This is a genomic window from Rhodoplanes elegans (assembly GCF_016653355.1).
Lineage (GTDB): Bacteria > Pseudomonadota > Alphaproteobacteria > Rhizobiales > Xanthobacteraceae > Rhodoplanes > Rhodoplanes elegans.
Genome location: NZ_NHSK01000258.1, coordinates 1 through 7,095, shown reverse-complemented (window position 1 = coordinate 7,095; position 7,095 = coordinate 1). Strand labels below are relative to the sequence as shown.

The window sequence follows — 7,095 nt, the reverse complement described above, 5'->3', positions numbered from 1 at the left end:
GTGGGGGGCTGCTCTTGCACCGACGCTTGTTGTCGCCGACCGTCGGATAGAAAGCGAAATCACCCGCCCGTCAGAAACTCCCGCAGCTGCGGCAGGACCAGATCGGGGCGCTCCAGCACGGCGGCGTGGCGGGTGCCGGGGATCTCGACCACGCGGGCGTGCGGAATCGTGCCGGCGAGCCAGTGCGCCCCCTCGACGAAGGGGGTCCGATCGTCGCTGCCGCACAGGATCAGGGTCGGCGCCGCGATGCGGCTCGCCTCGGCGAGAAGATCGGCGGCGGCGAGCGCCTCGCAGGCGAGCGCATAGCCCTCGGTGGGGCATCCTGCCAGCGCCGCGCGGAAATAGCGCACGCCGGCGCCATCCGCGGCGATCGCGGCGGGCGAGAACCAGTTCGGCAGCAGCCCCTCGGTGAGCGACGCGACGCCCCCGGCGCGTGCCGCGGCGGCGCGCTCCAGCCAGGCCTCCCGCATCTCCGCCGTGTAGCGCGGGATCGTGTCGATCAGCACGAGCCGATCCACCAGTGCCGGAAAATGCGCGGCGAAGTGCTGGGCGACCAGCCCGCCAAGCGACATGCCGACGACGTGGGCGCGCCCGATGCGCTGGGCGCGGAACAGGTCGGCGAGCTGCTGGGCGAGATCCTCGACCGTATAGGGCTCGGCCGGCACCGGGGTCGCGCCGTGGCCCGGCAGATCGTAGGAGACGAGCCGGAAGCGATCGGCCAACGGCGCGGCGAAGTCCCACGACCGGTGGTCGCAGCCCAGCCCGTGCAGCAGCACGAGCGGCGTCCCGAAGCCGGAGACATGGAGGGCGATCGGGCCGGTCGGGAGGTCCGTCATGGAGAGGTCCGCGGTTCGAAGGTCGCCCGAAGGAGCGGGGCGGGTCGGTGCAATGTCTCCGGCCGGAGGCGGCCCGGATCGGGCTCGCCTCGGCACGAGGAATCTGCTTCCTTGCTAGCACACCCGCCCGAAATCCGTCATCGCGTGCGTCACATGTCTCCTGCTACCGAGCCCCGCCCCCCTCTCGCCGGCGTCCGTGTCCTCGAGCTCGCCCGCATTCTCGCCGGGCCGTGGGCCGGCCAGCTCCTCGCCGATCTCGGCGCCGAGGTGATCAAGATCGAGCGTCCGGAGGTCGGCGACGACACCCGCACCTGGGGCCCGCCCTTCGTGCCGGAGCGCCGCGACGACGGGGACACGGCGACCAGCGCGGCGAACCGCGGCGCGGCCGCCTATTATCACTCGACCAACCGCGGCAAGCGCTCGGTCGAGGCCGACTTCGAGACGCCGGAGGGCCGCGACCTGGTGCTCGCGCTGGTGCGCGAGGCCGACGTGCTGATCGAGAACTTCAAGCTCGGCGGCCTCAAGCGTCACGGCCTCGACTACGAGAGCCTGAAGGCGATCAATCCGCGGCTGATCTACTGCTCGATCACCGGCTTCGGCCAGACCGGGCCGTACGCCGCGCGGGCCGGCTACGATTATCTGATCCAGGCGATGGGCGGCATCATGCATCTCACCGGCGCGCCCGACGGCGAGCCGATGAAGATCGGCGTCGCCTTCGCCGACATCTTCACCGGCCTCTACGCAACGGTCGCCATCGAGGCGGCGCTGATCGAGCGCGAGCGCTCCGGCCTCGGCCAGCACATCGACATGGCACTGCTCGACTCGATGGTCGGCGTGCTGGCAAACCAGGCGCTGAACTATCTGGTCTCCGGCCGCTCGCCGACCCGGATGGGCAACGCCCACCCCAACATCGTCCCGTATCAGGTCTTCCCGGCCGCCGACGGCCATCTCGTCGTCGCGGTCGGCAACGACGGCCAGTACCGGCGGTTCTGCGAGGTGCTGAAGGCACCCGAGCTCGCTGCCGATCCGCGCTACGCCTCCAATGCCGGCCGCGTCGCCGAGCGCGCCGGCCTCACCGCCGCGATCGCTCAACTCACCGCGCAGCACCGCCGCGACGATCTGCTCGCCGCCCTCGAGGCGGTCGGCGTGCCGGCCGGACCGATCCACGACGTCGCCGAGGTGTTTTCGGATCCGCAGGTGGTGGCGCGCGGCCTGCAGCTCGACCTGCCCGCCCCGGCGACCGAGGCCGGCCACGTGCCGGGGGTGCGCACGCCGATCTTCTTGTCGCGCACGCCGCTCGCCTACACCGCCGCGTCGCCGACGCTCGGCTCCGACACGGCGGACATCCTGGCGCGGCGCGCCGAGGGCCGTCGACTGTTCCGCAGCTCCGGCGAGTAAGCCGCGCGTGTTCGTCCTGGAGCGGCCGCGCATGGCGGCCGTGCACACAGAATCGGGTAAAAACGCGAAAGTGCAATCGACAGGCGGCCCTTCGGCGTGCGAAGAACTAGCCGTCGTGAACATGTGACGGCGCGATTCGCTCGCCAGCCGTCCGATGCCGAGCACTTTCGGTCGCGCTATCCCGACGGCCTCGAAGTTTTATCACAATGCGTAATACTCGCCGCTCCTTCCTGTATCACGACGTGGCCTCGGCGCTGCGCACACGCATCGCCCGCGGGACCTATCCGCCGGGCGAGCGCCTGCCCAGCCTCAGCGAGCTGATGGAGGAGTTCGAGGTCAGCGCCATCACGGTGCGGCGCGCCCTCACCGAGCTCACTTACGAGGGGCTGATCCGTGGCCACCAGGGCCTCGGCGTCTTCGTCAAGGAGAAGCCGCGCATCCACCGCGTGCTCGCCGGCGATCCCGACCGCTCGATCGGCGACGAGATCGCCCGCGCCGGCTTCACGCCGCGGCTGGAGGAGATCGGCTTCACCGAGGTGGAGGCCGACGACGACATCGCCGCCCGTCTGCGGGTGCCGCGCGGCGCGCGCCTGTTCGTCCACCAGAAGCTCACCTTCGCCAACGACGAGCCGGTGGCGCTGCATGCGTGGTGGTTCCGGCCGCGGCTCGCCAAGCAGTTGCGGACCGGACTGTCGGAGCGGTTCATCTTCCCGCTCCTGAAGGAGCGCAAGTTCGACGTCGAGAACCTGCGCTGCGAGTTCTCCGCCACGGCGCTGCCGGAGGAGAACGCCTCCCGGTTCGGCCTGCCGGCCGGCTCGCCGATGATGCGGGTCGACTACACGATGGCGACCAAGACGGGCGCGCCCACGCTGATCGGCCGCACGCTGGCCCGCGCCGACCGCTTCACCTTCGAGGTGACGCTGCCGCAGCGCCGCGGCCGGCGGTAGCGCGTCACCCCGATCGCTCGGCGTCTCGACCGGCCTCGCCCCCCCCTCTCCGCTCATGCCCGCTCAGGCGGGCATCCAGATGCGACGCGCCGTGCCGCCCCTGGGTCCCCGCCGTCGCGGGGACGAACGGAGCGAGTGATCGGCCCATGATCTGATACCGCGTGCTTGACGCCGTCCCGGCTCCCCTGCGAGCCTCCCGACCGATAAAAACACTCGCGGGAGAGAACGCCGATGGCCCTGACCCTCTACAACGCGCCGCAATCGACCTGCAGCCAGCGCGTGCGCTTCGTACTGAACGCCAAGAGCCTCGCCTTCACGGAGCATCGGCTCGATCTGTTCGCCGGCGACCAGCTGAAGCCGGAGTACCTCGCGCTCAACCCGAACGGGGTGGTGCCGACGCTCGTTCACGACGGCGCCGTGATCATCGATTCCTCGGTGATCATGGAATATGTCGAGGAGGTGTTTCCGGCCGCGCCGCAGTTCGTTCCGGAAGATCCGGTGGCGCGCGCGAAAATGCGGTCGCTGATGCGGTTCATCGACGAGGTTCCGGCGCCGGGGATCCGGGTGCCGAGCTACAACCTCGCCTTCCTGCCGCACTTCCAAGCGATGAGCGAGGAGGCGTTCCGGGCGATGGCGGACTCCAAGCCCCTGCGCCGCGAGTTCCTGCTGTCGATGGGCCGCACCGGCTTCCCGCAGGCCGACATGGATCTGTCGCTGAAGAAGCTCGAGCAGACCGTGGTGCGCATGGCCGACGCGATCGCGGCGAGCGGTGGCCCGTTCCTGCAAGGCACGACGCCGACGCTAGCCGACATCTCGGTGATGCCCGTCATCGTGCGGATGGACGACATCCGACTGGCGCATCTGTGGGACACGCGGCCGGCGGTCGGCGCCTGGCTCGACGCGATCCGCGCCCAGCCTGCGTTCCAGCCGACCTACTACACGGGCTCGCTGCTCACCGAGAAGTACCCGCATCTGCGCGCGCAGCTCGCCGCCGCGTGCTGAGCACGGCCGGCGCCATGCCCATGATCTGATCTGAACGATTCCAATCTTGGAATCGCTTCGAACTGATCGGTCACGCGACGCCGGCGATTGTTCGGCTCCGCTCGCTCGTGCTACGGGCGGAGCATGACGGAGATCACCCCCGACTCCCCCGGATCCGCGCGATGACGCCGCGGGCCGTGAAGATCTGGTCGCGCGTCCACACCTGGACGAGCCTGATCTCGACCGTGTTCCTGCTGATGCTGTGCATCACCGGGCTGCCGCTCATCTTCCACCACGAGATCGAGCATCTCACGGGTGAAACGGCGGAGCCCGCGGCGCTGCCGGCCGGCACGCCGATGGCGGATCTCGACCGGGTCGTCGCGGCCGGCGTCGCGCGCTATCCCGGCTACGTGCCGCATTACGTCGTGTGGGACCGCGACGACGCCGCGCTGGTCCATGTCGTCGTGTCGCCGACCTACACGTCGCCCGTGGAGGAGAACCGCCTGGTCACGCTCGACGGCCGCACCGCGCAGGTGCTCGGCCAGCCGGCGCCGGGCGGTTTCATGCACGTGATGCTGCAGCTCCATGTCGACATGTTCGCCGGGCTGCCGGGCAAGCTCTTCCTCGGCGCGATGGGCTTGCTGTTCGCGGCCGCGATCGTCTCGGGCGTCGTGCTCTACGCGCCGTTCATGCGCCGCCTCGACTTCGGCACCGTGCGGGCGACGTCGTCGCGGGCGCGCTGGCTCGACGTCCACAATCTGCTCGGCGTCGTCACCATCGTGTGGGCCCTGGTGGTCGGCCTCACCGGCACGATCAACACGCTCGCCGAGCTGATGATCGGCCTGTGGCAGAAGACCGAGCTCGCCGAGATGGTGCGGCCCTATGCGGGCAAGCCGCCGCTCGACCAGCACGGCTCCGTGCAGGCGGCCGTCGACGCGGCGCGCGCCGCGACACCCGGCAAGACGACGTTCTTCATGGCCTTCCCCAAGGCGCCCTACTACACCGACCAGCACCACTTCGTCGTGTTCATGCGCGGCGAGGCGCCCCTCACCTCGCGGCTGATGACGCCCGTGCTGGTCGACGGCGAGACCGCGACCGTCACGGCGACCCGCGAGCTGCCCTGGTACCTCACGGCGCTGCTCGTCTCGCAGCCGCTGCATTTCGGCGACTACGGCGGCATGCCTCTGAAGATTCTCTGGGCCGTGCTCGACCTGATCACGATCGTGGTGCTCTCGACCGGCCTCTGGCTGTGGGTGGCGCGCCGCCGCTCGCGGGTCGGTGCCCGCCGGATCGCCTCCCCCGACGCGATTCCGTCGGCGTCGTCGACGCAGCCCGCCGAATGACCGCCGCACACCGCAGCAGCGCGGTGGCTCGGCCGAGCCGTGCCTCCCGCCGCGCGTCCGGCCGACGTGACTCCACGGCCCGCATCTGGTCGTGGCCGATCGCCATCGCGCTCGTCAGCACGGCCGGCCTCCTCGCCGCGCTGGTCGGCGACGGCCTCCTCGACCTCGTCTCCTGGCTCGGGCTCGGCGTGCCGGTCGCCGTGTCGGCGTGGTTCTGGGCGCGGCGGCAGAAAGCGATGTCCCGTTAGCTGCACGTGACAGCAGCGCCGCCCGTACGGCCGGGCGCTCCAGCAGCGCAGCGCGAGCGGCCGGCGGGGCGGCTGATCAGACCCCGATCATCACGTCGGAGGCCTTGATCACGGCGTAGGCCTTGCCGCCGACCACGAGGCCGAGCTCGTCGACCGCCTCGTTGGTGATCGAGGCCGTGATCACGCTGCCGCCGATGTCGAGCCGGACATGCGCCGTGGTGGCGCCCTTGAGCACCTTGAGCACCGTGCCCTCGATCACGTTGCGGGCCGAAATTCTCATCTTGGTGTCCTCGCAAAAACGCTGCACCACAGGCGCAGCGAACCGTGCCGTCGCGGCCGGCCCGGCACCGGACGAGGCTGGAATCCTGTATCATTTTCGATATAGGACAGCAAGCGCGCGGCGCCCGTCGCGCCGGCGCCCGTGAAGGCGCACTTGGAGATGCTCGTCATGCTGCCCGCCGCCTTGCCGACCGCCCTGCCCGACCACGTCCTCGATGCGCTGCTGGCCGACGACGTGCCGTTCGGCGACCTGACCACGCACGCGCTGGGGATCTCCGGACAACCGGCCCGCATGACATTGGCGGCGCGCGATCGTCTCGTGGTGGCGCTGTCCGAGGAGGCGGCGCGGCTGGTGGAGCGCTCCGGCGCCGCCGTCACGCTGCTCGCCGGCTCCGGGGCGGCCCTGGCGCCCGGCGACCCGATCCTGGAGGCGCGCGGCCCGGCCGGGGCGCTGCATCGCGCCTGGAAGGTGGCGCAGACGCTCCTGGAGATCGCCTCGGGCATCGCCACGACGACGCGGGCGATCGTCGCGGCGGCGCGCGCCGTCGCGCCCGATATCGCGATCGCCTGCACGCGGAAGACCGTGCCGGGCGCGAAGGCGCTGTCGATCAAGGCGATCATGGCGGGCGGCGCGGTGCCGCACCGGCTCGGCCTGTCCGAGACTCTCCTCGTCTTCGAGGAGCACCGGCGATTCCTGAAGGACGTCGCGCCGGCCGAGATCGTCGCAAGGCTGCGACGCGCCGTGCCGGAGAAGAAGGTCGTGGTCGAGGTCGCGGGCCTCGACGAGGGCCTCGCCTGGGCGCAGGCGGGCGCCGACGTGATCCAGGCGGAGAAGTTTTCGCCGGAGGCGATCGCGGCCCTGGTCGCCGCGCTGAAGAACGCCGCGCCGGCGACCATCGTGGCCGCCGCCGGCGGCATCGGTCCGGACAACGCCGCCGCCTACGCGACCGCCGGCGCCCGCGTGCTGGTCACCTCGGCGCCCTACACGGCCAAGCCGCGCGACGTGCAGGTGACGCTGGGGCCGGCGTGAACCACGGGATCGGGTCGGCGCGGCTGTAAGAAA

Annotated in this window: 8 protein-coding genes; 6 read left to right on the top strand and 2 right to left on the bottom strand. The window is 70.9% G+C overall.

Annotated elements, in window-relative coordinates; translation table 11 throughout:
- Positions 1–59: 59 nt before the first annotated feature.
- A complete protein-coding gene (locus CCR97_RS27755) occupies positions 60–836 on the bottom strand; it encodes an alpha/beta fold hydrolase (RefSeq protein ID WP_111358912.1) in 777 nt (258 codons plus the stop codon).
- Positions 837–989: 153 nt separating this feature from the next.
- Here CCR97_RS27755 and CCR97_RS27750 point away from each other — a divergent pair, with 153 nt between their 5' ends.
- From CCR97_RS27750 to CCR97_RS27730, 5 genes are all read left to right on the top strand, one after another.
- The gene (locus tag CCR97_RS27750) at positions 990–2,234 is read left to right on the top strand and encodes a CaiB/BaiF CoA transferase family protein (RefSeq protein ID WP_111358911.1); all 1,245 of its coding nucleotides are present in this window, start codon (positions 990–992) and stop codon (positions 2,232–2,234) included.
- 206 nt (positions 2,235–2,440) lie between these two features.
- On the top strand, positions 2,441–3,181 hold the full coding sequence (locus CCR97_RS27745; RefSeq protein ID WP_111358910.1) for a GntR family transcriptional regulator: 741 nt from the start codon (positions 2,441–2,443) through the stop codon (positions 3,179–3,181).
- A 231-nt stretch (positions 3,182–3,412) separates the two neighbouring features.
- Positions 3,413–4,183: a glutathione S-transferase family protein gene (locus CCR97_RS27740; RefSeq protein WP_111358909.1), complete on the top strand. Its 771-nt coding sequence runs from the start codon at positions 3,413–3,415 to the stop codon at positions 4,181–4,183.
- A gap of 161 nt (positions 4,184–4,344) precedes the next feature.
- Positions 4,345–5,505, top strand: coding sequence for a PepSY-associated TM helix domain-containing protein (locus CCR97_RS27735; protein ID WP_111358908.1), 1,161 nt, complete (start codon positions 4,345–4,347; stop codon positions 5,503–5,505).
- Positions 5,502–5,753: a hypothetical protein gene (locus CCR97_RS27730; RefSeq protein ID WP_111358907.1), complete on the top strand. Its 252-nt coding sequence runs from the start codon at positions 5,502–5,504 to the stop codon at positions 5,751–5,753. Before CCR97_RS27735 ends, CCR97_RS27730 begins: the two co-directional genes overlap by 4 nt.
- A 76-nt stretch (positions 5,754–5,829) precedes the next feature.
- Here the strand turns inward: CCR97_RS27730 and CCR97_RS27725 are convergent, their stop codons facing one another.
- Positions 5,830–6,033, bottom strand: coding sequence for a TOBE domain-containing protein (locus CCR97_RS27725; RefSeq protein ID WP_111358906.1), 204 nt, complete (start codon positions 6,031–6,033; stop codon positions 5,830–5,832).
- A gap of 159 nt (positions 6,034–6,192) precedes the next feature.
- Here CCR97_RS27725 and modD point away from each other — a divergent pair, with 159 nt between their 5' ends.
- Positions 6,193–7,062, top strand: a complete 870-nt coding sequence (gene modD / locus CCR97_RS27720; protein ID WP_244670712.1) for a ModD protein — start codon at positions 6,193–6,195, stop codon at positions 7,060–7,062.
- The last annotated feature ends 33 nt before the right edge of the window (positions 7,063–7,095 follow it).

Bases quoted from the DNA above. Each gene is read 5' to 3' on its own strand.
- CCR97_RS27755 (WP_111358912.1), bottom strand. From the start codon at position 836: ATGACGGACCTCCCGACCGGCCCGATCGCCCTCCATGTCTCCGGCTTC.
- CCR97_RS27750 (WP_111358911.1), top strand. From the start codon at position 990: ATGTCTCCTGCTACCGAGCCCCGCCCCCCTCTCGCCGGCGTCCGTGTC.
- CCR97_RS27745 (WP_111358910.1), top strand. From the start codon at position 2,441: ATGCGTAATACTCGCCGCTCCTTCCTGTATCACGACGTGGCCTCGGCG.
- CCR97_RS27740 (WP_111358909.1), top strand. From the start codon at position 3,413: ATGGCCCTGACCCTCTACAACGCGCCGCAATCGACCTGCAGCCAGCGC.
- CCR97_RS27735 (WP_111358908.1), top strand. From the start codon at position 4,345: ATGACGCCGCGGGCCGTGAAGATCTGGTCGCGCGTCCACACCTGGACG.
- CCR97_RS27730 (WP_111358907.1), top strand. From the start codon at position 5,502: ATGACCGCCGCACACCGCAGCAGCGCGGTGGCTCGGCCGAGCCGTGCC.
- CCR97_RS27725 (WP_111358906.1), bottom strand. From the start codon at position 6,033: ATGAGAATTTCGGCCCGCAACGTGATCGAGGGCACGGTGCTCAAGGTG.
- modD (WP_244670712.1), top strand. From the start codon at position 6,193: ATGCTCGTCATGCTGCCCGCCGCCTTGCCGACCGCCCTGCCCGACCAC.